The 24,720-nt window shown below is 60.5% G+C and carries 27 protein-coding genes; 14 read left to right on the forward strand and 13 right to left on the reverse strand.

The genetic code is table 11. From position 1 onward, the window contains the following. Positions 1 to 257: 257 nt before the first annotated feature. Positions 258 to 1,817: a phospholipase D family protein gene (locus ACP7BS_RS22680; RefSeq protein WP_426239901.1), complete on the reverse strand. Its 1,560-nt coding sequence runs from the start codon at positions 1,815 to 1,817 to the stop codon at positions 258 to 260. 18 nt (positions 1,818 to 1,835) lie between these two features. Beyond that, positions 1,836 to 2,684, reverse strand: coding sequence for an endonuclease/exonuclease/phosphatase family protein (locus ACP7BS_RS22685; RefSeq protein WP_426123600.1), 849 nt, complete (start codon positions 2,682 to 2,684; stop codon positions 1,836 to 1,838). A 216-nt stretch (positions 2,685 to 2,900) separates the two neighbouring features. On the opposite strand from ACP7BS_RS22685, the gene ACP7BS_RS22690 reads away from it, so the two are divergent. Beyond that, positions 2,901 to 4,148 (forward strand): cytochrome P450, encoded by a 1,248-nt coding sequence (locus ACP7BS_RS22690; RefSeq protein ID WP_426239902.1) that lies wholly within the window; start codon positions 2,901 to 2,903, stop codon positions 4,146 to 4,148. 39 nt (positions 4,149 to 4,187) lie between these two features. Here ACP7BS_RS22690 and ACP7BS_RS22695 read toward each other — a convergent pair whose 3' ends face one another. The 4 genes from ACP7BS_RS22695 to ACP7BS_RS22710 all read right to left on the reverse strand — a co-directional run bounded on the left by ACP7BS_RS22695 (position 4,188) and on the right by ACP7BS_RS22710 (position 7,343). After that, positions 4,188 to 5,033 carry an oxidoreductase gene (locus ACP7BS_RS22695; RefSeq protein WP_426239903.1) on the reverse strand — a complete coding sequence of 282 codons (846 nt, stop codon included), beginning with the start codon at positions 5,031 to 5,033 and terminating at the stop codon, positions 4,188 to 4,190. Between the two features lie 69 nt (positions 5,034 to 5,102). After that, positions 5,103 to 5,447, reverse strand: a complete 345-nt coding sequence (locus ACP7BS_RS22700) for a cupin domain-containing protein (RefSeq protein ID WP_426239904.1) — start codon at positions 5,445 to 5,447, stop codon at positions 5,103 to 5,105. A 55-nt stretch (positions 5,448 to 5,502) separates the two neighbouring features. Next, on the reverse strand, positions 5,503 to 6,783 hold the full coding sequence (locus ACP7BS_RS22705) for an O-acetylhomoserine aminocarboxypropyltransferase (RefSeq protein WP_426239905.1): 1,281 nt from the start codon (positions 6,781 to 6,783) through the stop codon (positions 5,503 to 5,505). Between the two features lie 131 nt (positions 6,784 to 6,914). Next, entirely contained in the window at positions 6,915 to 7,343 is a 429-nt protein-coding gene (locus ACP7BS_RS22710) for a CoA-binding protein (protein WP_426239906.1), read from the reverse strand. A 231-nt stretch (positions 7,344 to 7,574) separates the two neighbouring features. On the opposite strand from ACP7BS_RS22710, the gene ACP7BS_RS22715 reads away from it, so the two are divergent. Then, complete coding sequence (locus ACP7BS_RS22715) at positions 7,575 to 8,411, forward strand: EamA family transporter (protein ID WP_426239907.1); 837 nt, start codon at positions 7,575 to 7,577, stop codon at positions 8,409 to 8,411. A gap of 12 nt (positions 8,412 to 8,423) precedes the next feature. Here the strand turns inward: ACP7BS_RS22715 and ACP7BS_RS22720 are convergent, their stop codons facing one another. The 3 genes from ACP7BS_RS22720 to ACP7BS_RS22730 are packed head-to-tail and all read right to left on the reverse strand — an operon-like array spanning position 8,424 to position 9,875. Further along, the gene (locus ACP7BS_RS22720) at positions 8,424 to 8,711 is read right to left on the reverse strand and encodes a HigA family addiction module antitoxin (protein WP_060641242.1); all 288 of its coding nucleotides are present in this window, start codon (positions 8,709 to 8,711) and stop codon (positions 8,424 to 8,426) included. A gap of 11 nt (positions 8,712 to 8,722) precedes the next feature. Then, a complete protein-coding gene (locus tag ACP7BS_RS22725) occupies positions 8,723 to 9,001 on the reverse strand; it encodes a type II toxin-antitoxin system RelE/ParE family toxin (protein WP_426239908.1) in 279 nt (92 codons plus the stop codon). Between the two features lie 52 nt (positions 9,002 to 9,053). Continuing rightward, positions 9,054 to 9,875 (reverse strand): enoyl-CoA hydratase, encoded by an 822-nt coding sequence (locus ACP7BS_RS22730; RefSeq protein WP_426239909.1) that lies wholly within the window; start codon positions 9,873 to 9,875, stop codon positions 9,054 to 9,056. 163 nt (positions 9,876 to 10,038) lie between these two features. Here ACP7BS_RS22730 and ACP7BS_RS22735 point away from each other — a divergent pair, with 163 nt between their 5' ends. From ACP7BS_RS22735 to rpsI, 3 genes are all read left to right on the forward strand, one after another. Then, a complete protein-coding gene (locus tag ACP7BS_RS22735) occupies positions 10,039 to 10,470 on the forward strand; it encodes a PaaI family thioesterase (RefSeq protein WP_426239910.1) in 432 nt (143 codons plus the stop codon). A gap of 226 nt (positions 10,471 to 10,696) precedes the next feature. After that, complete coding sequence (gene rplM, locus ACP7BS_RS22740; protein WP_060641245.1) at positions 10,697 to 11,161, forward strand: 50S ribosomal protein L13; 465 nt, start codon at positions 10,697 to 10,699, stop codon at positions 11,159 to 11,161. Between the two features lie 2 nt (positions 11,162 to 11,163). Further along, a complete protein-coding gene (rpsI, locus tag ACP7BS_RS22745) occupies positions 11,164 to 11,637 on the forward strand; it encodes a 30S ribosomal protein S9 (protein WP_426229969.1) in 474 nt (157 codons plus the stop codon). 60 nt (positions 11,638 to 11,697) lie between these two features. Here the strand turns inward: rpsI and ACP7BS_RS22750 are convergent, their stop codons facing one another. After that, complete coding sequence (locus tag ACP7BS_RS22750) at positions 11,698 to 12,159, reverse strand: Lrp/AsnC family transcriptional regulator (protein WP_426229968.1); 462 nt, start codon at positions 12,157 to 12,159, stop codon at positions 11,698 to 11,700. 122 nt (positions 12,160 to 12,281) lie between these two features. Here ACP7BS_RS22750 and ACP7BS_RS22755 point away from each other — a divergent pair, with 122 nt between their 5' ends. From ACP7BS_RS22755 to ACP7BS_RS22770, 4 genes are all read left to right on the forward strand, one after another. Further along, on the forward strand, positions 12,282 to 13,073 hold the full coding sequence (locus ACP7BS_RS22755) for a phenylalanine 4-monooxygenase (RefSeq protein WP_426239911.1): 792 nt from the start codon (positions 12,282 to 12,284) through the stop codon (positions 13,071 to 13,073). A gap of 90 nt (positions 13,074 to 13,163) precedes the next feature. Continuing rightward, on the forward strand, positions 13,164 to 14,120 hold the full coding sequence (gene speB / locus ACP7BS_RS22760) for an agmatinase (protein WP_426239912.1): 957 nt from the start codon (positions 13,164 to 13,166) through the stop codon (positions 14,118 to 14,120). Positions 14,121 to 14,213: 93 nt separating this feature from the next. Further along, positions 14,214 to 15,146, forward strand: a complete 933-nt coding sequence (argC, locus tag ACP7BS_RS22765; protein WP_426239913.1) for an N-acetyl-gamma-glutamyl-phosphate reductase — start codon at positions 14,214 to 14,216, stop codon at positions 15,144 to 15,146. Between the two features lie 65 nt (positions 15,147 to 15,211). After that, on the forward strand, positions 15,212 to 16,003 hold the full coding sequence (locus ACP7BS_RS22770; protein WP_426239915.1) for a sulfite exporter TauE/SafE family protein: 792 nt from the start codon (positions 15,212 to 15,214) through the stop codon (positions 16,001 to 16,003). On the opposite strand, the gene ACP7BS_RS22775 is transcribed toward ACP7BS_RS22770, so the two are convergent. Next, positions 16,004 to 17,107 (reverse strand): COX15/CtaA family protein, encoded by a 1,104-nt coding sequence (locus ACP7BS_RS22775; RefSeq protein WP_426239916.1) that lies wholly within the window; start codon positions 17,105 to 17,107, stop codon positions 16,004 to 16,006. A 177-nt stretch (positions 17,108 to 17,284) separates the two neighbouring features. Here ACP7BS_RS22775 and ACP7BS_RS22780 point away from each other — a divergent pair, with 177 nt between their 5' ends. Both ACP7BS_RS22780 and ACP7BS_RS22785 read left to right on the forward strand, forming a co-directional pair. Continuing rightward, complete coding sequence (locus ACP7BS_RS22780; RefSeq protein ID WP_060641252.1) at positions 17,285 to 17,497, forward strand: DUF2842 domain-containing protein; 213 nt, start codon at positions 17,285 to 17,287, stop codon at positions 17,495 to 17,497. 16 nt (positions 17,498 to 17,513) lie between these two features. After that, complete coding sequence (locus tag ACP7BS_RS22785) at positions 17,514 to 18,257, forward strand: metallophosphoesterase family protein (protein WP_426239917.1); 744 nt, start codon at positions 17,514 to 17,516, stop codon at positions 18,255 to 18,257. Here ACP7BS_RS22785 and ACP7BS_RS22790 read toward each other — a convergent pair. Next, complete coding sequence (locus ACP7BS_RS22790; protein ID WP_426239918.1) at positions 18,254 to 18,904, reverse strand: CatB-related O-acetyltransferase; 651 nt, start codon at positions 18,902 to 18,904, stop codon at positions 18,254 to 18,256. The genes ACP7BS_RS22785 and ACP7BS_RS22790 overlap by 4 nt on opposite strands. A gap of 322 nt (positions 18,905 to 19,226) precedes the next feature. On the opposite strand from ACP7BS_RS22790, the gene ACP7BS_RS22795 reads away from it, so the two are divergent. After that, positions 19,227 to 20,498: a GNAT family N-acetyltransferase gene (locus ACP7BS_RS22795; RefSeq protein WP_426239951.1), complete on the forward strand. Its 1,272-nt coding sequence runs from the start codon at positions 19,227 to 19,229 to the stop codon at positions 20,496 to 20,498. A 15-nt stretch (positions 20,499 to 20,513) separates the two neighbouring features. Here ACP7BS_RS22795 and ACP7BS_RS22800 read toward each other — a convergent pair whose 3' ends face one another. Further along, on the reverse strand, positions 20,514 to 22,703 hold the full coding sequence (locus ACP7BS_RS22800; RefSeq protein ID WP_426239919.1) for a GumC family protein: 2,190 nt from the start codon (positions 22,701 to 22,703) through the stop codon (positions 20,514 to 20,516). 230 nt (positions 22,704 to 22,933) lie between these two features. Here ACP7BS_RS22800 and ACP7BS_RS22805 point away from each other — a divergent pair, with 230 nt between their 5' ends. Together ACP7BS_RS22805 and ACP7BS_RS22810 are read left to right on the forward strand one after the other, a co-directional pair. Beyond that, positions 22,934 to 23,494, forward strand: coding sequence for a polysaccharide biosynthesis/export family protein (locus ACP7BS_RS22805; protein ID WP_426239952.1), 561 nt, complete (start codon positions 22,934 to 22,936; stop codon positions 23,492 to 23,494). 4 nt (positions 23,495 to 23,498) lie between these two features. Next, complete coding sequence (locus ACP7BS_RS22810) at positions 23,499 to 24,674, forward strand: glycosyltransferase family 4 protein (protein ID WP_426239920.1); 1,176 nt, start codon at positions 23,499 to 23,501, stop codon at positions 24,672 to 24,674. Positions 24,675 to 24,720 lie beyond the last annotated feature (46 nt).

Raw genomic sequence — 24,720 nt, forward strand, 5'->3', positions numbered from 1 at the left:
CTATCTGGCGCGCAAACCCTCTTGCACACCGGGAATCATCGGGAATATCTCTTGTCCATACATAGAGTGTCCAAGTACCCGACTTCAAGTCGCGAAGTCTTCATAACGTTAATACACGTCCCGGACCGGAACGTTGCCACCGTAGCGTCCGCAGGATCGTTTAGCGAGTTCTAACGGTCAGGATAGGTGCAAACCGCGATTTCCGCTTTTCCACACAGGCTTTGGCGCATTCGGAGTGAAAAATCGGTAAATGCGGATCAAAGTTGCGATTCGATCGGCAGAATACGGATGATCCCGGCCGTCAGCCGCCGCCAGAAACCGGCTTCCGGTTCGCGGCGAAGGACGCGCACGCCATCGCCCTCACGGTCGTGCCAGCGCAGGCGTCCCTTTTCGAGCGACAGGCGGAAGCTGTTGTCCGGGCTGGTTTCCGCATCGAAAATCGCCTCGACCTCCCGCACCAGCGCCGGATGGGTGAAGAGCACGCCCATTTCCGTGTTCAGAGACGCCGAGCGGGGATCGAAATTCATCGAGCCGACAAAGCCGGTTTTTCCATCGACGGTGAAAGCCTTGGTGTGCAGACTGGCGCCGCGCGAACCGAACAGCGACATCCGCTGCGGATCGCCGATTTCGTGCGTTGCCTTCAGTTCGAACAGGACCGCCCCGCCCCTGAGCAGCGCCTTGCGGTAGTTGGCATAGGCGCCATGGACGGCAGCGACGTCCGTGGCGGCCAGCGAATTGGTCAGCACCTCGACCTTGACCTGCCGCTGAACCAGCCGGGTGATTTCCGCAATCCCTTGCGCACCGGGGATGAAATAGGGGGAAATCACCCGGACACCGTGCTGCGCCGATGTCAGGGCCGGCATCAGTTCGCGCATGACCCAATTGTTGCGCTTCTGCAGAAATGCCTTTTCCGGCGGATCCGATACCAGCATGGCTGCGCTTGTCCAATGCAACATCGTCTTGGCGGGCAACAAGGCGCCGTCCGGTATCATCGTATTGACATGGGCCAGATAATCCCGGCCGCCCGGCGTTGCCGCGACGGTCTCAAGCTTTGCCCTGAAAGCCGGCAGGTAATGGGCGCGCGGCGTGCGCAGCAAGCCGATCGGCACCACGACAGAGCTGTTCCAGTAGCGATCGAAGACCACTGCGGCATCGTCGGCGACAGGGCCCAGCATCCAGACATCGAGATCGCGAAAATTCGACTGCTCATCCGCATCGAAATAGGCGTCGCCGATATTGCGGCCACCGGCGATCACCAGACGGCCGTCGGCGATCCATTGCTTGTTGTGCATCCGCCGCGTGGCGCGGAAGGGCCGCATCATCATTTCCAGCCCGCGCTTCAACCGATCGGTACGTGCGCGGCTTGGATTGAACAGCCGGACCTCGATATTTTCATGACCATCCAGCGCCAGGCACATGCGGTCGTGCAGGCCGGCATTGATATCGTCGAGGAGAAGCCGCACCCGCACACCGCGATCGGCTGCCGCCAGCACTTCGCGTATCAGCATCCGTCCGGTCAGGTCGTTCTTCCAGTAATAATATTGCAGATCGAGGCTGCGGCCAGCCCTGCGCGCCGATAGGGCTCTCAACGCGAAAGCAACCATATTATCGGAGATCAGCGAAATTCCGTTGAGGCCGGCGTGCTCGTCCAAAAGCGGCGCGGCCAGCCGGTCGATTTGCGTCTGGCCAGCCTGCGGCTGCAGGGCGGCCGATTCCGGGCCCTGAAGGTGGCGTCCGAAGCGGCCATAGGTGTAGACGGCAACCAAAGCCAGAAGGCCGAACACGGAAGCGGACAGAGCGACGATATGGGCACGCATGCTATGACGGCCTGTTGGTCATGATTGAGCGGCGGAAACCGATTCGATCGGGTTTCCCTCGCCAACTGCGGCCTTGAGATCGATATAAGCCTTGATCGGCAGGTGATCGGAAGCGACGCGGGAAAGCGGTGTATTGTGTACCTCCACCGCGGTGACCAGATTGTGCGGGCTGCCCATCACCCGGTCGAGCGCCAGAAGCGGAAAGCGCGAGGGGAAACTCGGCACCGCCGTTGCTGCGTGATCAAAGATGGGGCTGAGCGAACTCAGCGCCGAGCGGCGTCCCATGCGCCACTCGTTCAAATCGCCGATCAACAGCGTCGGCCGCTCTTCCGCCTCGCTGATGGCGGCGATGATCGCTTCCGCCTGGCGGGCGCGCGAATGCCTGAGCAGACCGAAATGCGCGGCAATGATGCGCAGCGGACCGGCCTTCAAATCGAGATCGACGACCAGCGCGCCGCGCGGCTCGACACCGGGCAACTTCAATTGATGAACCTTGGCGACGGCGCCTTCGCGCAGCAGAAGCACATTGCCGTGCCAGCCATGCCCCTTGGCGGAGAAGGCGGCGATCGGCACCGCGATCAGGTGACAGTCGCGATGCAGCCGTTCAAGATCGAGCAACCCTGCCCGTTCGCCAAACCGCTGGTCTGCCTCCTGCAGCGCGATGATGTCGGCGCCGATCTCGCTGATCACGTCGGTGGTGCGGCCGGGGTCGAAGCGCTTGTCGGTGCCGACGCATTTGTGGATGTTATAGGAGGCAATCACCGTGTCGCCCCGTTCGCCTGCCGGATCTCTGCCCGCCAGCGACACGCGCTTTCCGCGGATGGCGGCCAGAATGCCCTTTGACAGGCTGGTATGCGACGATGCCATAGTCTCTCTCTGGTCGTTGCCGTTCATCATCCATGACATAGACATGTCCCACCGCAAGGCAAGACAGTATCCGGCATAAGCATGTTTTTCGTGACCTGAGCGACGATTTTACGGGGTAGGAAAATCTGCTAGCGGCAAGACAATTTCCTTGTCGGGCGCGCTGTACTGACCATAAATCGCGGCGTAGTCCGCCATTTCATCGAGTGAGAATGCAAAATGCCCGCGCCATCAGCCATTTCCATCACGCCTTCGACCCGCACCGCCAGCATCGACGTTCGCGATCCCAGCTTTTACAAAAACCCGCTCGCCACCTACGCCGCCCTACATGCGCAATGTCCGTCGTTCTTTTGGGAAGAGCAGCAGCAATGGTATTTTGCCGGCTATGACCAGGTGAACAGCCTGCTGCGCGATCGCCGCTTTGGCCGGCAGATCCTGCATGTGGCGACCCGCGAGGAGCTGAACTTGCCGGAGCCCAAGCTGCATCTGGCGGATTTCGACCGGCTGGAGGCCCATTCGCTGCTCGAGCTCGAGCCGCCGGCGCATACCCGGTTGCGCACGCTGGTCAACCGCGCGTTCGTCTCGCGCCAGATCGAACAGCTGAAGCCCGAGATCGCCGCCCTCTCCCATTCCCTGATCGACGGTTTCGAGAAAGAAGGCCAGGTCGAGCTTCTGAAGACCTATGCCGAAATCGTTCCCGTCACGGTGATCGCGCGCATGCTCGGCGTGCCGCTGGATATGGCGCCAAAACTGCTGGACTGGTCGCACCGCATGGTGAAGATGTATGTGTTCAATCCGTCGCTGGAGACCGAACACGATGCCAACCGGGCCTCGGCCGAGTTCGCCGATTACCTGAAGGGCATCATCGACTGGAAGCGCCAAAATCCTGCCGACGATCTTTTGACCCATATGATCACCACCGAAAAGGACGGCGAGCGGCTGTCCGACGACGAGTTGATCTCGACGGCAGTGCTTCTGCTCAATGCGGGACATGAAGCTACCGTGCATCAGCTCGGCAACGCCGTGCGCACCCTGCTTGAGACCGGCACATCGGTAAAAGACGTGTTTTCCAGCGACACGGCCACCGAACGGATCATCGAAGAAACGATGCGCTATGCTGCACCTCTGCACATTTTCCAGCGATACGCGCTCTCCGACATCGAACTCGACGACGGCATCAGCCTGAAAAAGGGTAACAAGATCGGTCTTCTGCTTGGCGCTGCCAATGTCGATCCGAAGAAATTCTCCGATCCCTTGAGCTTCCGCCCCGAGAGAAACGAAGGCGCCCATGTCTCCTTCGGCGCCGGCGTGCATTTCTGTATCGGCGCACCGCTTGCACGGCTGGAGCTGAAACTGTCGCTGCCGATCCTGTTCGAGCGGCTGCCGGGTCTGAGGCTCGCGGCCGAACCACAGGTCAAGGACAGCTATCACTTCCACGGACTGGAGCGGCTGGACCTAGCATGGTAGAGAAAGCGGCGCGGCTCTCACGCCGCGCCAGATCACCTTTTACTCCGGAAAATCAGCCCCTTCCGTTACATCGGCCCAGGCTTCGAAATCGCGGCGCAGCGTCTCGATCTTGGCCCGGCCGCCGGCCAGCGCCGCCTTGCCCAAAAGCAGGCGCAGCGGCGGATCTTCGGCTTCTACCGCCTTGATGATGGCCTGGACGGCGCGTTCCGGATCGCCCGCCTGCTTGCCACTGCGTTCGCGGATAACCGAGGCGTTCTTGCCCGCCGTCTCGCGGTAGTCGTCGATCGTCTGCGGCGCCTCGTTGGCCGAGCGTCCCGCCCAATCGGTTCGAAAACCGCTGGGCTCGACCAGAAGAACCTTGATGCCGAGCGGCGCGGTCTCCAGAGACAACGCCTCCGACAGGCCTTCGACGGCGAACTTGGTGGCGTTGTAGAAGCCGACTGCGGGTCCGCCGCGAATGCCGCCGATCGACGATATGTTGACGACGGTGCCTGAACGCTGCTTGCGCATCGCAGGCAAGACCGCCCTAGTCATCGCGGCGAGGCCCCAGACGTTGATTTCGAACATGCGGCGGACTTCGTCCAACTCGCTTTCCTCGACCGAGCCGAAATAGCCGATGCCGGCATTGTTGACGAGCACGTCGATGCGTCCGAAACGGGCAAGGGCTGCCTTGACGGCGGCTTCGACCTCTTCGGGCTTGGTGACGTCGAGCTGCAAGCCCAGAGCCTTGTCTTCGTTGCCCTTGACGAGGTCTTCGACCTGCGCCGGATTGCGGGCAGTGACGACGGTCGGATAGCCCAGCGATAGCGTTTGCTGCGCAAGTTCCCGGCCGAAACCGGTCGAACAGCCGGTGATGAACCAGACGGGCTTATCGGCTTGAGACATTGGATTTCTCCTAACGATGGAAAAGACAGCGCATGCCATCTTTGGGTACGCCCATCGGATATAGGAAGGCTAGATCCGAATGACATAGTCCTTGCGAGTCGTTTCAATCACTTCCCAGGTTCCCTTGAAGCCGGGTCTGAGGATCATGCTGTCGCCAGCCTTCAGATGGGTTTCGGCACCGCCGTCTTCGGTGACGATGGAAACGCCGGACAGGATGTGGAAATACTCCCATTCGTCATAGACGATCCGCCATTTGCCGGGCGTCGCCTCCCAGATGCCGGCATAGATGCCCCCTTCGGCTTCCTCGAAATTCCAGGTGCGGAATTTTGGCGCGCCGGAGATCAGCCTGTCTGGAGCGGGGGCGCCCGCTTCGGGCTCGAGAGACGTCGGATCGAAAATCAGCGCGTGGGTCATGAAATGCTCCGCAACGAAAAAGAGATGGCCGGCGAACCGGCCATCTCCGGATGGATCAGGCTTTCGCCAGCGACTGTTCGAGATCGGCGATGATGTCGGCGACATCCTCTATGCCGACCGACAGGCGCACGACTTCCGGACCAGCGCCGGCTGCCGTCTGCTGTTCCGGCGTCAACTGCCGGTGCGTGGTCGAGGCCGGGTGAATGACCAGCGAGCGGGTGTCGCCGATGTTGGCCAGATGCGAAACCATTTCGAGGCCCTCGACGAAACGCTTTCCGGCCTCGTAACCGTCCTTCAGACCGAAGGTGAAGACGGCACCTGCGCCGCGCTTGGAATATCTCTGCTGCAGCGCATGGTTGGCGTCGCTCTCAAGACCCGCATACTTCACCCAGGCAACCTTGTCATGGCTGCTGAGCCACTTAGCGACGGCAAGCGCGTTGTCGCAATGGCGCTGCATCCGAAGCGGCAGCGTCTCGATGCCGGTCAGGAGCAGGAAAGCGTTGAACGGCGAGATCGCCGGGCCGAAATCGCGCAGGCCCAGCACCCGGCAGGCGATGGCGAAGGCGAAATTGCCGAAGGTCGCATGCAGTACCATGCCGGCATATTCCGGGCGCGGCTCCGACAGGATCGGATACTTGCCGGACTTCGACCAGTCGAACGTGCCGCCATCGACGATGACGCCGCCCATCGAATTGCCATGGCCACCCATGAACTTGGTCAGCGAATGCACGATGATATCGGCACCGTGCTCGATCGGCTGGATCAGGTAGGGTGTGGCCATCGTGTTATCGACGATCAGCGGCAGGCCATGTTTCTTGGCGACGGCGGAAATCGCGGCGATATCGACGAAAGTGCCACCCGGGTTGGCAAGGCTCTCGATGAAGATCGCCTTGGTGCGGTCGTCGATCTGGCTTTCGAAGGAGGCGATATCGTTGGTATCCACCCAGCGAACCTGCCAGTCGAACGACTTGAAGGCGTTGCCGAACTGGTTGACCGAGCCGCCATAGAGCTGCCGGGCCGCCAGGAAATTGTCGCCAGGGCTCATGATCGCATGGAACACCAGAAGCTGCGCCGCATGGCCGGAGGCGACAGCGAGCGCTGCCGTGCCGCCTTCAAGCGCTGCAACGCGCTCTTCCAGCACCGCCTGGGTCGGGTTCATGATTCGGGTGTAGATATTGCCGAATGCCTGCAGGCCAAACAGCGAGGCGGCATGATCGGTGTCGTTGAAGACGAAGCTGGTTGTCTGGTAGATCGGCGTTGCCCGCGCGCCCGTGGTCGGGTCCGGTGCTGCACCGGCGTGGATCGCAAGCGTGTTGAAACCGGGTTTGTTCGTCATGGATATGTCCTCCCTTGATCAAGTTCGGCGCACTATTTCAGAGGCAATACCGTGCGGTCAAAGACTGTTTTGCCTGATTTGCACGGCGGACGAGCAAGGAATTCCAAAACGGCGCCAGCGGACCGGGACAATCAGCCGACCAACCGCGGGTATTCGATCGCCGGACAGCGGTCCATCACCACCTGAATGCCATTTTCCTCAGCCTTTGCCGCAGCTTGGTCGTCGCGCACAGCCAGTTGCGCCCAGATGAATTTGGGCCGGTTTTTCAAGTCAAGGATTTCATCGACAAGAGCGGGCAGCGCATTTGCGGCGCGGAAAACATCGACCATGTCGATCGGCTCGGGAATATCGGCAAGCGTGGCATAGACCTTTTGACCGTGGATCTCCTTGCCGGCCTGGCCCGGATTGACCGGGAAAACCGTATAACCCTTGCGCAGCAGGAACGCCATGACGCGATGGCTCGGACGCTCGGCATTGGGCGATGCGCCAACCAGAGCAATGGTTTTCGTCGAGCGCAGAATATCGGTCAGATAATAGTCCGGATACACGTCATGATTCATCGTCGAATTCCGCGCTCTGCAATCTTTGCGCCGATAATTGAGACAGCACTCCTACCTGTCAACCGATCACGTTCGGGTTTGCCTGTAAATTCGCGGAGGACAACAGGCTTTGGGTGACCAAATCTGGCCTTCTGTCAAAATCGCATTGCTTTTCGCCAGTCACCGCCGCAAAACTCGATCATCGTGTCTTCCCTTCCATCCTCCGTCTTCTCGCATTCCTGAAGGTTTCCCGTGCCTCTCGACGTCATCGCTCTCGTTCTGTTCGGAGCGCTTCTGCATGCGACCTGGAATGCACTGGTCAAGGCGGGGACGGACAAATCGCTTGACGCCGCGATGATCGCGCTGGGTGCAGCCGTCGTCGCTCTTCCCTTCCTGCCCTTCATGCCCTTGCCGCATCCGGATGCCTGGCCGTTCATCCTGGTCTCCGCGCTGTTTCAGTTCGCCTATTTCCAGCTTGTCGCCGCAGCCTACCGCGCCGGTGATATCGGCCTTGTCTATCCGCTGATGCGCGGCGTCGCTCCCTTGCTGGTGGCGGCGACAAGCGGCGCGATCATCGGCGAAAATCTTTCCAGCGGCGCGATCGCCGGCGTGCTGACGATCTCGACGGGCGTGCTGACCCTGGCGTTTGAGGCGCGCAAGGGCGGCACGCGTGCCATTCTGCTGGCGCTTGCCAATGCCGTGGTGATCGCCAGCTATACCTATGTCGACGGGATCGGTGCCCGGGTGGCACTCAACCCGATCTCCTACACGCTGTGGATGGCGCTTTTGCCGCCGGTGCTGCTTTTTTCGTGGGCTTTTGCCAAGCGCGGCTTTGCGCCGGTGCTCTTCCATGTCCGCCATCAATGGTGGCGCGGGCTGATCGGCGGCGGCGGCTCGATCGGCGCCTATGGCCTGGCGCTCTGGGCGATGACCAAGGCACCGGTCGCAACGGTCGCGGCGCTGCGCGAAACATCGATCCTTTTTGCCATCGTCATATCCATCGTCTTCCTGAAGGAACGCGTCAGCATCTTCCGCATCACCGCCGCTTGCCTGATCGCGCTCGGGGCACTGATGCTGAAGCTGGCTTGAGCGACGCCAACTTCAGGCGGCAGATTTTGCGGGAAGAACTTCGGCCTTGATCCGATCACCGTTTTGCCGCGATGCGACCGCGAGATCATAAGTGGCCTGAAGTCCGAGCCAGAACTGAGGATCATTTCCAAAGAACTGACCGAGCCTCAAAGCGGTATCGGCGGAAATTGCACGTTTTCCTGTCAGAATCTCGGAAATACGTCCGGAGTTTATGCGTAACGCGAGTGCCAACGCGTTGCCCGTCATGCTGCGCGCATCCAATTCTTCCCTGAGCATTGCGCCCGGGTGAACCTCAAACATGCCAGTCTCCTTCAATGGTAATCCACGATTTCAACGTCATAAGCATGCCCGTCTTCAAATCGAAAACACAGCCGCCAAGGTCCATTGATGGTCATGGCCCATTGGTTTTTTCGATCGCCAGACAACTTATGCAGGCCAACCGATCTCAAGGGAGCCAGATCATCAAGAGACCGGGCATTCTGCAGCATTACCAACCGCATTTTTGCCTTGTCGGCATCCAAGCCGGAAAACTTTGATTTTCCACTCTCGGCAAATTGCCGCGTCGCGCTGTTGGCGATCGATTTGATCATCCGACAAACATACTACGCGTCGCGATGCATGTCTATCGTACAACGCTCCGCGTTACTCTTTCGACCACTCCGGCGTCCGCTTGCCGAGAACCGCGTCGATCCCCTCCTTGGCATCCGACTTCAGCATATTGTCCACCATCACCCCTGTGGCAAAATCATAGGCCTCGGTGATGCTCATCTCGGCCTGCTGATAAAACGCCCGCTTGCCGATTCTGAGCGCCTGCGGCGACTTCGAAGCGATGACGGCGGCGTATTTGTTGACGACCTGCTGCAGATATTGTTTCGGCACGATGCGGTTGACGAGGCCGAAGTCCTTGGCGGTGGAGGCGTCGATGGTTTCGCCGGTCAAAAGCATTTCCATTGCCTGCTTGGGATGGGCGGCACGCGAGACCGCAACCATCGGCGTCGAGCAGAACAGGCCGATATTGACGCCAGGCGTGCAGAAGGTCGAGCTGTCCGTGCAGATCGCCAGATCGCAGCTTGCGACCAGCTGGCAACCGGCTGCCGTTGCCAGGCCGTCGATTTCGGCGATCACCGGCTGTGGCAGATGGTTGATCTTCAGCATCAGATCGGCGCAGCGCCGCAGCGACGTTTCAAAGAAGGCCCTGCCCGCGTCTTCGTCGGTGCGATGCGACGTCAACTCTTTCAGATCGTGGCCAGCACTGAACAGCGAACCGGACGCCGCCAGAATGACAACCCGGATGTCTTCGGATTGAGCAACCGCGTCCAGTTCTGCGGTCAGCGCTTCCATCATTGCAATCGACAGCACGTTGGCCGGAGGATTGTTGAGCGTCAGGCGCAGCACATTGCCGGAGACCTCGCGCAGCAGCGGGCCACGGGGTTCTTCCTTGTGCAGGGCAACGATATCCGCCATCTCTCTTCTCCTCTTTCTGATCTTTCGTCCGGCTTGCCGGGATCAGCGTTTGGTACGCTGCCCCAAGCAGCGTTTCAAGCTGCCGTGAAACCGATAGGACTTTCGTCCGGCTTGCTTGAGCCACACGCCGGGTTCTAAAACGCTTCAATTCTGGGAGTGAACCATGCCTTTGGAACCGATCCTCACCGTCGCCGATCTCAACCGTTTCCTCGAAACGGATTTTTCCGAGGTACATACCGACGGCAAGATCTTCGAGGTGATCGCCACCGGCCCGGGCTTCGCGACGATGCGGCTCGATCCGCAGGAAAAGCACCTGCGCCCCGGCGGCACAGTCTCCGGACCAACGCTTTTCGCGCTCGCCGATGTCACCGCCTACATCACCCTTCTTGCCCATATCGGCCCGGTGGCGCTTGCGGTCACTACGAATCTCAACATCAATTTTCTTAGAAAGCCCCGGCTCGGGCCGCTGCAATGCACCTGCCGAATCCTCAAGCTCGGCAAACGGCTGGCCGTGCTCGATGCGGCGATTTCAGAGCTTAATAGTGATGAGCTGGTTGCCCATGCGACCGCGACCTATTCGATTCCGCCCAGATAATTTGTGGTATCAAAATACCCCATACCTAACCACATGTTTTATAAAGGTATTTTTTCGAACTGGCCAAATCGGCAATCTTGACCGCATTTCATCCTTTGCGTATAAGCCGCACCAGATCGCGGTCCCTTGGGGCCGCTTTCATTTTTGGCTGACGGAATGCCTGCCAAATTCAAGCAACAAGAAACGCCCGGCGGCAACGCATCGGGTTCAAACGAAAGAGTTTAACATGTCAACCTTCGTTCAGAAGCCTGCAGAGGTGGAGAAGAAGTGGATCCTCATCGACGCCGAAGGCCTCGTTGTTGGTCGCGTCGCTTCCATTATCGCCAACATCCTGCGCGGCAAGAATAAAGTCACCTACACGCCCCACGTTGACGATGGTGACAATGTCATCGTGATCAACGCTGAGAAGGCTGTCCTGACCGGCAAGAAGTACACCGACAAGAAGTACTACTGGCACACCGGTTACCCGGGCGGCATCAAGGAGCGCACCGCGCGCCAGATCATCGAAGGCCGCTTCCCGGAGCGCGTTCTCGAAAAGGCTGTCGAGCGCATGGTTCCCCGTGGCCCGCTTGGCCGTCGCCAGATGAAGAACCTGCGCGTATACGCCGGTACAAATCATCCGCATGAAGCACAGCAGCCGGTGACGCTCGACGTCGCAGCGCTGAACAGCAAGAACACAAGGAGCGCCTAATCGTGGCTGATCTCTCTTCTCTGAAAGACCTCGGCACGGCGACTGAAGCAACAGCTTCGGCTCCGGTTCATGTCCGCAAGGTCGACGCCCAGGGCCGCTCCTATGCGACCGGCAAGCGCAAGAACGCCGTTGCCCGCGTCTGGGTCAAGCCGGGCTCCGGCAAGATCACCGTCAACGGCAAGGAATTTGCTCACTACTTCGCACGTCCGGTTCTGCAGATGATCCTGCGCCAGCCGATCTTCGCTGCTGCCCGTGACGGTCAGTTCGATATCGACGCAACGGTTGCAGGCGGCGGTCTTTCCGGCCAGGCCGGTGCCGTTCGTCACGGCATCTCGAAGGCCCTGACCTACTTCGAACCGGGCCTGCGCACGGTTCTGAAGAAGGGTGGCTTCCTGACCCGCGACAGCCGCGTCGTCGAGCGTAAGAAGTACGGTAAGGCCAAGGCCCGCCGTTCGTTCCAGTTCTCGAAGCGTTAATCGTTTCGAAAATTTCGATTTGGAAAAGGCGGGCTTTGTCCCGCCTTTTTCTTTGGGTTATTACAAAGGCAATTCCGTCGAAAACTTCAGTTCCCGCAACACGAAGCTCGACACCACCGTGCGCACATGCGGGTTGCGCATCAGATAGCGCGTCATGAACGCCTCGTAGCTTTCCACGTCGCTCGCCCGGATTTTCAGCATGTAGTCGAAGGCGCCGGAAAGTGCATAACACTCCATGATTTCCGGCCGCTCCAGCACCACAGCGGCAAACGAGGCCACCGCCTCCTCGTGATGATCCTCCAGCGTCACATGCGCGATGACGCAGAGTTTCAGATCGAGCTTTCCCGGATCGAGCAGCGTCACCCGCTTGCGGATGACGCCGTCGGCTTCCAGCTCCTGGATCTTGCGCCATGCCGAACTCTGCGACATGCCTGCCTTCTCGGCCAGTTCCGCCAGCGACAGACTGCCATCGGCCTGGACGAGCTGCAAAAGCTTGCGATGGAAACTCCCAGATTCTTTCATAATTTTAGAAATCCCCGAAAAATCCTGCCAGGATTATGGAGATGTCCAGCACGAAAGAAAGAAAAATCCTCCAATCCGGGAGCATAATTGCGAGGAATCATGCATCTGGGAGGATCGATCCGATGACCAAGCAAAGCAGCTACACCGCCAAACTACCCGGCCCGGACGGGGTCTATCCCTACACAGCTGAAGAAGACGCCGTCTGGGGCGAGCTCTACGAGCGCCAGATGAAGCTGCTCGCCAACATGGCCTGCCAGGAATACTTGGATGGGGTAAAAACGCTTGGGCTGAGGCCAGACAAGGTGCCGCAGCTAACCGATGTCGGCCGCCGCCTGCATGAGACGACAGGCTTCGGGGTCGAGGGCGTGCCGGCGCTCATTCCGCCCTCGCGCTTCTACGAATTGCTGTCACAAGGCAAGTTCCCGCTCGCCACCTTCCTGCGCCGCCGCGAGCATATCGACTATATCGAGGAGCCGGACCTGTTCCATGAGGTCTTCGGCCATTGCCCGCTGCTCACCAATCAGAGCTATGCCAATTTCGTCCGCCAGTTCGGCGAAGCGGCCGTCCGCCTGGGCAAGGGCTATTCCTGGCACCTGTTCCGCATCTTCTGGTTCACCGTCGAATTCGGCCTGATCAACACGCCGCAGGGGCGCCGTTGCTTTGGCGCAGGCATCGTCTCGTCGCCCAGCGAAGCGAAAGCCGCGATGGACGGCAGGGCCTGTGAATTCCGGCCGTTCGATCTGATGAGTGTGCTCAGAACCCCCTACCGCATCGATATCGTCCAGCCGATCTACTATGTCATCGACAGCTTTGCCGATCTCGAGGCAATCGTCGGGCAGGACATCGGCGGCATGATCGACAAGGCCAAATCGCTAGGCGACTTTGCCTCGGCTTTCGAGGCCAAGGCCTCGTGAGCGGCTGATTATCCTGTTGCGGTTCTCTCGGGGTCTTGCCTTCCAGCCGCCGATTGTCCAACGTCTGGCACCCAACAGACGGAACCGATCATGGCCAACAAGACGATAGACCACGCCATCACCGCCACATCGCTGAAGAGCGCCGCCACCGACCCGACCCATGCCGGCATCCTGTCGTTCATGCGGCGCAGATACACCAAGAGCCTGAAGGGCGTCGATGCCGTCGTCTGGGGCATCCCGTTCGATGCCGCGACGTCCAATCGTCCCGGCGCCCGCTTCGGGCCGCAGGCCATCCGCCGTGCCTCCGCGATCTTCGACAATGATCCGCAATATCCGTTCGACCGCGATCTGTTTGCCGACATGGCGACGATCGATTATGGCGACTGCCTGCTCGACTACGGCAATCACGGCAAGACGCCGGCGACTATCGAGCGCGAAGCCGCAAAAATCCTGAACACCGGCGCATTTCTCTTGACGCTGGGCGGCGACCATTTCGTTACCCTGCCGCTGCTGCGCGCCCATGCCGCCGTGCACGGACCGCTTGCTCTCGTCCAGTTCGACGCCCATCAGGATACCTGGGCCGACGAGAAGGGCCGCATCGACCACGGCTCGTTCGTCGGACGTGCGGCGCGCGAAGGCCTGATCGATACCGCAAGCTCGATCCAGCTCGGCATCCGCACCCATGCGCCCGACGATTGCGGCATCCGCATTCTCTATGGCTACGATCTTGAGGAGATGAGCGCCGGCGAGATTGCCGATGTGATCCTGTATCATGTCGGCGACCGCCCAGCCTATCTCACCTTCGATATCGACTGCCTGGATCCCGCCTATGCGCCAGGCACCGGAACACCGGTTGCGGGCGGCCCGTCCTCGGCAAAGATCCTGTCGGTAATCCGCAAGCTCGGCGCGCTGGTCATCAAGGGCGCCGATGTCGTCGAGGTGGCTCCGGCCTATGACCATGCCGATATCACTGCCATTGCGGGCTCCACCATCGCGATGTATATGCTCGGCCTTCATGCCGAGCAGCTGGCGGAGCGACGTGGATAGTTACCTGCTCCGCCCTGTTGTCAAACTGATTCAATTGCATGCCAAAGTGATTCTGCAAGACCGGATAATCCCTTGGCAGGACAGGATAAAACCATGAAACCGAAGATCTTCATCGATGGCGAACACGGCACCACGGGCCTGCAGATCCGCACCCGCATGGCTGGCCGTTCGGATGTGAAGCTGCTGTCCATTCCGGAAGCGGAACGCCGCAATGCCGCCATTCGCGAAGATCTTTTGAACAGCGCCGATGTCGCCATTCTCTGCCTGCCCGACGATGCCTCCAAGCAGGCCGTCACCATGCTTGAGGGCAACAACAAGGTGCGCATCATCGATACCTCGACGGCCTATCGCATCGCGCCGGACTGGGCCTATGGCTTTGCCGAAATGGATGCGGCGCAGGCGACGAAAATCCGCGATGCCCGCCTGATCGCCAATCCCGGCTGCTACCCGACCGGCGCCATCGGCCTGATCAGACCGTTGCGCCAGGCCGGTATCTTGCCGGAAAATTACCCGATCACGGTCAACGCCGTCTCCGGCTATACCGGCGGCGGCAAGCAGATGATCGCGCAGATGGAAGACCCGGCCAATCCGGATCACATCGATTCGCCGAACTTCCTCTACGGCCTGACGCTCAAGCACAAGCATGTGCCGGAAATGCAGATCCATGGCATGCTCGATCGGGCTCCGATCTTCTCGCCGTCCGTCGGCCGCTTCCCGCAGGGCATGATCGTTCAGGTGCCGCTGTTCCTCGATCAGCTGAAGGACGGCACGACGCTGGAAACCATCCATGCAGCACTGGTTGCCCATTATGCCGGGCAGTGGATCGTCGAGGTCGTGCCGCTCGATGTCAGCGCCAAGCTTTCGCGCGTCGATGCTGTCGAGCTTGCCGGCAAGGATACGATGAAACTGTTCGTGTTCGGCTCGGAAGGCGGCGAACACGTCAATCTCGTCGCCCTGCTCGACAATCTCGGCAAGGGCGCCTCGGGCGCTGCGGTGCAGAACATGGATTTGATGCTGTCGGCTTAAGGCCACTCTCACTTCAGGGCGTTCGCCGCCCTGCTCCGCACGCGCGGAAAGGCATTTGATCCGACATGGGCGATACCGGCTTCTTCGCGACGCTTCTGGCAAGGGTCGCCACCGCGCTGCCGGAGCATGGGCTCAATGTGCTGCTTGTCTGCACCTTCATCGCCGGTCTTGCCCGCGGCTTTTCCGGCTTTGGAGCGGCCCTCATCCTGATCCCGATCGGCGGTTCCATCCTTGGCCCGAAGATCATTTCGCCGGTGCTTCTGGTCATCGACACGATCGCCGCTGCCGGCATGTTGCCTGCTGCGTGGCGCGCCGCCAACCGGCGCGAGGTGTTCACCATGGCGTCCGGCGCTCTGATCGGCGTGCCGCTCGGCACCGCGGCCTTGGCACTTGCCGATCCGCTCATCCTGCGCTGGGCGATCACCGTCGTCTCAGCTGTCCTGCTTATCCTGTTGATCTCCGGCTGGCGCTATCACGGACAGCCACGCGCGCTGCTGACCGCCGGCGTCGGCGGCATTGCCGGGATTTTCAGCGGTGCGGCACAGCTCGGCGGCCCGCCGGTCGTCGCCTATTGGCTGAGCGGCGCCAGCGACGTACTGGTCATCCGCTCCAACATCATGCTTTATTTCGCGATTTCCTCAGCGCTGACCGCCATCAGCTATCTCGTCGGCGGCCTGTTCGTCGAGCAGGTCTTTGCGCTAACGCTGGTCATCCTGCCGCTCTATGCCGGCGGATTGTACGTCGGCTCGCGCCTGTTCGGCTTTGCCAAACCGTCGACATTCCGCATCATCTGCTACGTGCTGATCGGTGCTTCTGCCATTCTCGGCATGCCCGCCCTTGACGGGCTGTTGCGCTGATCAGCTGCGCATTTCGATTTCCAGTGGACGCGCATATTCGCCGATGAATGCCCGCCAGTGAGCAACGGCGAACCCGAGCACCACCAGCGCGCCGCCCTGATGGGCGACACCCCAGCCGACCGGCACCTGCAGGATCAGCGTGGTGATGCCGATGATTGCCTGGATCGTCACCAGCACGAACAGCAGAACCGAGCGCCGCGCATGCGTCGTCTCCGGCGCGTTGCGCAGGGAAGCGATCATGTGCATCAGAACGAAGGCGAACAGCACATAGGCGCCGATGCGGTGGACGAACTGCACGGTCTTCGGGTTTTCAAACAGATTGAGCCAGGCGGGCTGCTGGATGAACAAGTCTGACGGCACGAGTGCGCCGTCCATCAGCGGCCAGGTGTTGTAGGAAAGGCCTGCATCGAGCCCCGCCACCAGCGCGCCGAGATAGATCTGGAACAGTGCCATGCAGGCGATGATCGCAGCCATTTTTCTGGAGCTTTTCGTCGGTGCAGGATCATTGGCATGCGGCGCCAGTCCCCTGCCGATCCAGATGCAGGAGATGAAGATCAGACAGGCGATGATCAGATGGGTGGCCAGCCGGTACTGGCTGACCTCGGTGCGGTCGGCAAGACCGGACGATACCATCCACCAGCCGATAAAGCCCTGAAACCCGCCCAGCGCCAGAATACCGACCAGCGGCAGTTTCAACCGCGGCTCGATCTGGCCTCGTACCCAGAAGAAGGCCAGCGGCAGCGCGAAAATCAAACCGATCGAGCGGGCCAGCAGCCGGTGCGCCCATTCCCACCAGAAGATGGTCTTGAACCCTTCCACGGTCATGTCGCTGTTGACCTGCTCATATTGCGGAATCTGCTTGTAGAGCTCGAATTCCTCCTGCCACTCGGCAGCGGTGAGCGGCGGAATGACGCCATGGATCGGTTTCCACTGGGTAATCGACAGGCCGGATTCCGTCAGACGCGTCGCGCCACCGACAAGGACCAGCCCGAACAGCACCAGCACCACGATACCCAGCCAGATCCTGATCTGGGTCCGGTTGCGGCTGACCGTATCGATCTCGCGCATAAGACGCTGTTCCGTCGCCAAATCCGTGCTTGCCATCAAGGCCTCCGTCTATCGAAATATACAGGCATCGCCGGAAGGCGGCGATTTGTCTGAAGACCTGTCCATCAAAGCCGTTGATTTGCACCAGAGCAGCATGCAAAACAAGGCTTACCCCTTTGCGGCATGCCGTCGCGGCCTAAAGCCCGGCGAAATCTGCCAACCGGAAAGACCTGAATGCCCGTACGCCTGAGAAAACTGATCGGCACCGTCCTGATCATCATCCTCGTCATCGTCTATGCGCTGGCGGCTACCACCTTTGCCTCGCTCCTTCTCGGCACGTCGCCGTGGTGGGTGCATCTGGCCTATTTCTTCTTCACCGGCCTGTTGTGGATTCTGCCCGCCATGCTGATCATCAAGTGGATGGAAAAGCCGGCAAAACCGCGCTGAACCGAAAGTAGACCTTATGAAGATCGCAGTGATCGCCGATATCCACGGCAACGACCTTGCCCTTGAGGCCGTACTTGCCGACATCGCGGCGCAGGGCATCGACGACGTGGTCAATCTCGGCGATCACCTGAGCGGCCCGCTCAATGCTGCGCGCACCGCCGATATTGTGATAGCGCGCGATTTCCCGTCGATCCGGGGCAACCACGACCGCTGGCTGATCACGAAAGAACCGGCGGATATGGGCCAATGGGATCGCGCCGCCCATGACGAATTGCAGCCGCACCATCTCGATTGGCTGCGCACCCTGCCCCCGACGCTCGTTCACCGGCAGGAGCTTTTTCTTTGCCACGGCACGCCGCAGGACGATCTCACCTACTGGCTTGAAGATCTGACGACCGATGGCGTGGTCCATATGTCGGCCCGCCAGCGGATCGAGAGTTACGCCGCCGGCATAGACTATCCCGTCATCCTCTGCGGCCACACCCATATTCCCCGCGCCGTGCACCTGGCCGACGGCAGGATCGTCGTCAATCCCGGCAGCGTCGGCTGCCCCGGTTATGACTACGACGAACCGGTGTTCCACAAGGTCGAAACCGGCTCGCCCGATGCCGGCTACGCCATCCTCTCGAAGGCGGACGGCCATTGGGACGTAACCTTCCGGCGCGTCGCCTACGATCACATGACGATGTCCCGGCTCGCGCATGAGCGTGGAAACAAGGAATGGGCCAACGCGCTCGCCAGCGGCTGGGTCGGCGGTTAAACCGCGTTTTCGAGCGCCTCGATATCAGCGCCGGTGATCGCGGAAATATGGCGAGAAACTTTGTCGACCGGCCAATTCCACCAGGCAATTGCCTGAAGGCGCTCGACGATGTCGTCGCTGAACCGCAGCTTCACCACCCTGCCCGGGTTTCCGGCCACGACGCTGTAGGGCGGCACGTCCTTGGCGACCACGGCGTGAGCGCCGATAATGGCGCCGTCGCCGATCGTCACACCCGGCATGATCGTCGGCTTGGTGCCGATCCAGACATCGTTTCCAACCGTCGTATCGCCACGATAGCCGCTGGCATAACCTGCGGGATTAAAACCATCGCGCCATGCGCCGGGAAAGATGCCGAACGGATAGGTCGAAAAACCCTGCATGGCATGGTTGGCGCCGTTCATGATGAAGGTCACGCCTTGCGCCAGCGCGCAATACCGGCCGATCTCCAGCCGGTCGCCGATGAAATCATAGTGATAGAGGACGCATTTCTCCTCGAAATGCTCTGGTCCTGCCGGATCATCGTAATAGCTGAAATCGCCGGCTGTGATCAGCGGCGAACGGATGATGTTCTTGAGAAAGCCAATCTGCGGAAATGCGGCGACGGGGGTGACGGCACCGGAATCCGGCGCTCCTTGATGTTCAGGCATGGGGATGCTCCACCTTAATGTCCAACGGTCGTGGTGACACAGAACGGTCGGGAACGCGCGTGAATTGCCGCGAATTGTCCAAACCGTGTTCAGTGGCGCATCGGTCTCTCCATCAAAGCGGACGTCCGGCTTAACAAGGATTGCGGTAAAAATCCACTTTTCTTCCCCTTGCTGCCTCGGGGCCGCGGCTTTTGCTCTTAGTCATTCGGTAACCGCATTTGATAAAACCCGGGGCATGCTGGGCGCCGCCAGCCCAACTTAAACGAAAATAAGGGCCTGCTAGCTTTAGATGCGACCTCATCCCGTTCCCGGACCGCAAGCGATCATGACCGACATGGACCTCAACATGATGCCCGGCAGCAAGGCACGCCACCGCGTCCGGCAGGGCCGTCGCGACCCGGTACGCGATATTGCGCTTACTGAGGGCCTGACGCTGAGTGTTCACGTCAGCATGCAGGCGCTGGAAACGGACTGGCGCGCGCTGGAGGCTTCCCCCAACACCTCCCTGCATCAGGGTTTCGACTGGTGCGCCGCCTGGGCTGCGACCCATGCCAATCAACTGCTGTTGGTACGTGGCCGGATAGGTCAAAAGACGGTGTTCATTCTGCCGCTGGAACTGGTGCGCGGCGTTTTGTTCCGCACGGCGCGGTTCATCGGCTCGCCACACAGCAACATCAATACCGGGCTGTTCGCCGACGATTTCGATCCGATCACCTGCACGAAGCTGGCCGCAGAGCTGATTGCCGACCTGTCGGCCAAGCTGTCGCGCGTCGCCGATATCGTGACGCTGGAGAAAATGCCGTTCGACTGGCATGGAACGCGCCATCCGCTCGCCTCGCTTCCGGCGGTCCGAAACCAGAATGCCTCATTCCAGCTGCCGCTTCTGGAAAACTTCGAAGCGACATTGGCCCAGCTCAATGCCAAGCGGCGGCGGAAGAAATTTCGCGTTTCGGAAAAGCGGCTGGAAGCGATGGGAGGCTACGAGCATATTGTTGCCAAGACCAGCGCGGAACGGCGGCAGGTACTCGAGCTGTTTTTCGAGCAGAAGGCCATCCGCTTCAAGGCGCTCGGCCTGCCCAACGTTTTCCAGGACGAGGAAACCCAGGCGTTCTTCCATACGCTTGCAGCCGTTGAACCGACGCATGACGGCCAACCGCTCGAACTGAATGCGATCCGCTTGCGGGGCGAAGAGAATGGCCGCATCGTTGCCATTGCCGGCCTGTCGCGCAAGGGCGATCACGTCATCTGCCAATTCGGATCGATCGACGACGATCTCGCCGCAGATGCCAGTCCGGGCGAGCTTCTGTTTTACCTGATCATCCGCAGATGCAACGCCGAAGGCATAAAGCTGTTCGATTTCGGCATCGGCGACCAGGGCTACAAGCGCTCCTGGTGCACGGTCGAGACAATCCAGCGTGATATCGTCCTGCCCTTGACGTTGCGCGGACGTCTTGCGGCATCGGTGCATCGCACCACCGTTTGGCTGAAATCGGCTATCAAGAAGAACAGAAAGGCCTATTCTTTGCTGCAGCGGCTTCGCCAGCGCCGGCAGACAGCTGGCCCGGCAACTGCAGCGGAAACCGATGGCGACTGAGACGACCGTGGTTGATCAAGCGGCGCGGCGGCCGGAATTTCCAGACTGCGGATAGCCCGTTCCCGTCATCAGCACGATCTCACCAAAGCCCGCCTCGCCGAAACCGGTGATGAGGTCGATGATCTCTTCGTTGCCGACAAAAGGTGCCGAAATGATGATCTTCGTATCGCGCGCGCGCGTCACCCTGCGGACCGCATTGACATCGGCAGGCCCGCATTCGATCAGCACCGTGTCATAGGCATTCGACAGGGCATCGATGATCATCTGCAACCGCTCGATACCGCGCATGGCGAGCACCGGATCGGCATCGCCCTGCGGGATGATATGCGCATCCGACAGCCGGTCGGCATGGATCGTTTCCGTGAAGGGAACTTCGCCGACAAGCAGATTGGTGATCCCGGGGAGATCCGCCGTCTGCGCCATAAGACGTGTCGGGCAGGCCGAGCCGGTCAGGTCGATCAGGACGATCTTGCGTCCCTCCTCGGCGACCATCCGCGCCAAGGCCACTGCATTCACCGAGCCCTTGTCACCGGCGGGCGAGACGGAGATCGCCACGCGCACGTCGTCAGCGCTCAGATGGTCGGCAACCGAGGCAATCGAAAAATCGTCCTCTTCCGGCTCGGCCATCTCGGGCTCGTCCGGTTCCTCAGCAACTGCCGCCGCAAAGACGGGTTCCTGGACAGCAATGGGCGCCGCCTGCGCGGCCGCAGGGTGGATAACAGTTTCCCGCACCGGCTGGACGTCGAGTGCCGGAATGGCCAATGGCTCGTCGTCAAACAGTTCGTCTTCCCTGCGGCCGACCGGGCGCAAAGCCCTGCCGCTGAACAGTTCGGAAAGCATGATGACGACGCAACTGACGAGGAAGCTGGCAAAGGCGGCGACAATGGTGATCGGCAGCACTTTGGGGAAGCTGACTTCGGTCGGCTCTACCGCCTGGGAGATGACGCGCGCGTCGGCCGGGGCGGCATTTTCGCCGCTGCGCGACGTCGCTTCCCGATAGCGCGCCAGGTATGTTTCGAGCAGCTGCCGCTGTGCCGTGGCTTCCCGTTCCAGCGCCCGCAACCCGACTTCATCCTCGCCGGCCTTGGCCGAATTTGCCTTCAGCGTGTTGAGCTGGGCAACCAGCTGCCGCTCGCGCAACTGCGAAACAGTCGCTTCACTTTCGAGGCTGCCAAGGATCTTCTTGGTTTCGCTCAAGATCTGCGCCCGTATCCCCTGCAGCTGGGATTTCAATCCTTTCAGGCGTGGATGCCCGTCAAGCAGTGTTGTCGACAGATCGGCGATCTGTCCCTGGATGTTGGATTCGGTTTCCTTCAGCCGTTGGATCATCGGCGAGGCGACGACATCGTTCAGCGTATCGACGGCCCTGCCATTGGCCAGCGCCGTGCGGACGTTTTCCGCCCGCGCCTCGGCATTGGCCCGCTCTCCGCGCATGCGGGCAAGTTCGGTCGAAATGTCGTTCAGCTGCTTGGTCGCGAACGTGCCACCGGCTTCGCCGGTCAAAAGCAGATCGCTGGATGCACGATAGCCCGCCACCTTGGCCTCGGCCTCGCGCACCTTTTCGCGCAGATTGGCGATTTCCGGCTCCAGCCAGCGGCTGGCCTCCGAGTTGGAATCAAGCTTGGCGCCGCTTTGCAGCGACAGGAAGACCTTGGCCATCGCATTCGGGATGGCGGCGGCGAGCTTCGGATCTTCCGAGGTGAACTGCATCGCGATTACCCGCGATTTCTCGACCTGATAGACCTGCAGCTTCTTTTGGAATTCCTTCAATACGCGCTCTTCGGGTGGCAGATCGAGCGGGTTCTTCTTGATGCCGAGCATGACAAGCACATCGGAGATCGCCGACGGGTTCGTGGGCGGATCGAATTCCGGCAATTCGTAAAGCTTCATATCGCGGGCGACCTGCTTGATCAGATCGGCCGAGCGCAACACCTGCACCTGGCTGGAAATGCCGGATTCGTCGAATTGGCTATCGCCGGTCTGCGGCTGAGCCGGGTTGGCACCGCTGAATTCGGCCTGACGCGATTCGATCAGAAGCCGCGCCTCGCCCTGATATTCCGGGCTCATCAGGTTGGCGCCGACAAAGGCCAGGCCGCCGAATGCCGCGGTTGCCAACAGCACCCTGCCCCGCCGGCGCCAGATGGCGCGGAACAGCCCGCCGAGATCGATATCTACGTCCTGATGACCGTCGTTGACGCCCGGCATGCGTTTTACCTCGAACCTTCACACTCCGCGCCACCGTAAACAAACATGGTAACGCAACAGTTAATGCGGTTTGACGGTGCCACTCCACCAAAGCACCCGAACCACGCCAAAAATAGGCTGCTCTGCGCGAAATTCTTTTCGGCCTTTACCGGCTATTAACCCTAACGGATTGATAACATCAGGCCATGACATGGTTTCTGGAACGCGAGAGCCCGATGACATCCGCACGTATGAAAACAGGCCCGGCCTTGGCCGTACTCTCGCTGTGCCTTGCAATTTCTGGGTGCAGCAGCTATCAGCCAGCACCCAAGGCCTTCCATGAAGCAACCATCCAGCCTTATCGCGTCGATAGCGGCGACAAGCTGCGCATCAGCGTGTTCGAACAGGCGGGTCTCACCGGCAGCTATACCGTCGATCAGGCTGGCTACGTCGCCTTCCCGCTGATCGGTGCCGTACCATCACGCGGGCATACCCTGCCCGAAATGGAAAACGCCATCGCCAGCAAGCTGCGCGAGGGATATCTGCGCGATCCGGACGTGACGATCGAAGTCGATCGCTACCGTTCCGTCTTCATCATGGGCGAAGTCGGCCAGGCCGGGCAATACTCCTATGTGCCGGGCATGACGGTCCAGAACGCCATTGCCGTTGCCGGCGGTTACTCGCCGCGCGCCAACCAGGCCAATGTTGACGTCACCCGCAAGATCAACGGCCGCATCCTCACCGGGCGTGTCTCGATCTCCGACCCGATCATGGCCGGCGACACGATCTATGTGCGTGAGCGGCTGTTCTGAGCGCATGCACGACCCCCAGCCGCTGCGCATCATTCATTGTTTCAGGTCGCCCATCGGTGGAATCTTCCGCCATGTGCGCGATCTGGCGGAAGCGCATGCGCGGCAAGGTCATGAGGTCGGCATCGTCTGCGACAGCACGACGGGCGGAAGCTACGAAGATGCGCTTTTCGACGAGATAAGGCCGTTTCTGGCGCTCGGTCTCGTCCGGCTGCCGATCCGCCGGTCCGTTGGTCCCGCAGACCTCGCCGCCCTCTGGAGAGGCTACAAGGAAATCAGAAGTTTGCGGCCGGATATCCTCCACGGTCACGGCGCCAAAGGTGGCGCTCTGGCCCGGATCATCGGCTCGGCCTTGCGGGTGAACAGGTATTGCGTTGCCCGTCTTTATTCGCCGCACGGCGGTAGCCTGCACTACGGCAAGAAGAAGCCGTCGGGCAAAATCGTGTTCCTGCTCGAGCGTCTACAGGAATGTCTGACCGACGCCATCGTCTTCGTCTGCGATTTCGAGCGCAAGGCCTATGAGGACAAGGTCGGCAGGCCGCGCGTCCGCAGCGAACGCATCTACAACGGCATCGACGACCGCGATTTCGAAACTGTCTATGCCCGCCCCGATGCGGTGGATTTTCTCCATATCGGCATGCTGCGCGATCTGAAGGGGCCTGATCTCTTCATCGATGCCTTTGCCAAAACCGAGCGGAGTATCGGCAGGCCGCTATCTGCGATGATGATCGGCGATGGTCCACAAAAGGACGAATACGAACAGATGATGCTGGAACGCGGCCTTGGCCGTCGCATCCAGATGCTGCCGGCGATGAAGGCGCGCGATGCCTTCGCCTTCACCCGCAACGTCGTCGTGCCGTCGCGCGCCGAATCGATGCCATATATCGTTCTGGAAGCCCTGGCCGCCCGTAAACCGGTGATTGCTTCTGGCGTGGGCGGCATTCCGGAGGTTCTCGGACCCAATAGTGCTGCCCTTGCCAAGGCCGACGATGCGCAGTCACTGGCCGATGTGATGACGGCGGCGATGACGGAAAAGGACTGGGCCGCAAAGGTCATGCCCGATGCCGTCACCTTCAAGGCCGCCTTTGCAACCTCTACGATGTCGGCCAGCATCATGCGGCTCTATCGCCAGCTTGTCCCGGAAAAGACCACCGCACGGGAAACGCCGCCTGGAAACCCGTAAACGTTTCTTAGGGGCTTTCTGCTATCCCGAAGGGACACAACGGCCC

Origin of the sequence: Pararhizobium sp. DWP1-1-3, assembly GCF_049896125.1 — a bacterium.
In the GTDB taxonomy this organism is placed as follows: Bacteria; Pseudomonadota; Alphaproteobacteria; order Rhizobiales; family Rhizobiaceae; genus Pararhizobium.